Here is a 218-nt window from a genome sequence, read left to right as displayed (position 1 = left end):
GAGCGCCAGCTCGTGCTCGAAGGAATGCCCGGCCAGGATCGCATGGCCCTGCTCGATATTCATCTTCACTTCGTCCTGCAGGCCGAACTCCGACAGGAAGCTGAACACCGTGGCCACGTCGTAATCATATTGGTGCTTCGTGGGCTCCTGCGGTTTCGGCTCCAGCAGGATCGTGCCCTCGAACCCGATCTTGTGCTTGTAATCCACAACCCTCTGCA

The 218-nt window shown here is 58.7% G+C and carries 1 pseudogene; it reads right to left on the bottom strand.

Going from position 1 to position 218, the window contains the following annotated elements:
• Positions 1-207, bottom strand: a pseudogene (locus tag E0702_RS18890) (xylose isomerase); the annotation flags it as partial.
• Positions 208-218 lie beyond the last annotated feature (11 nt).

This window comes from Halomonas marinisediminis (genome assembly GCF_004347715.1).
Taxonomy (GTDB): domain Bacteria; phylum Pseudomonadota; class Gammaproteobacteria; order Pseudomonadales; family Halomonadaceae; genus Halomonas; species Halomonas icarae.
This window is presented reverse-complemented; position numbering and strand designations above follow the sequence as displayed.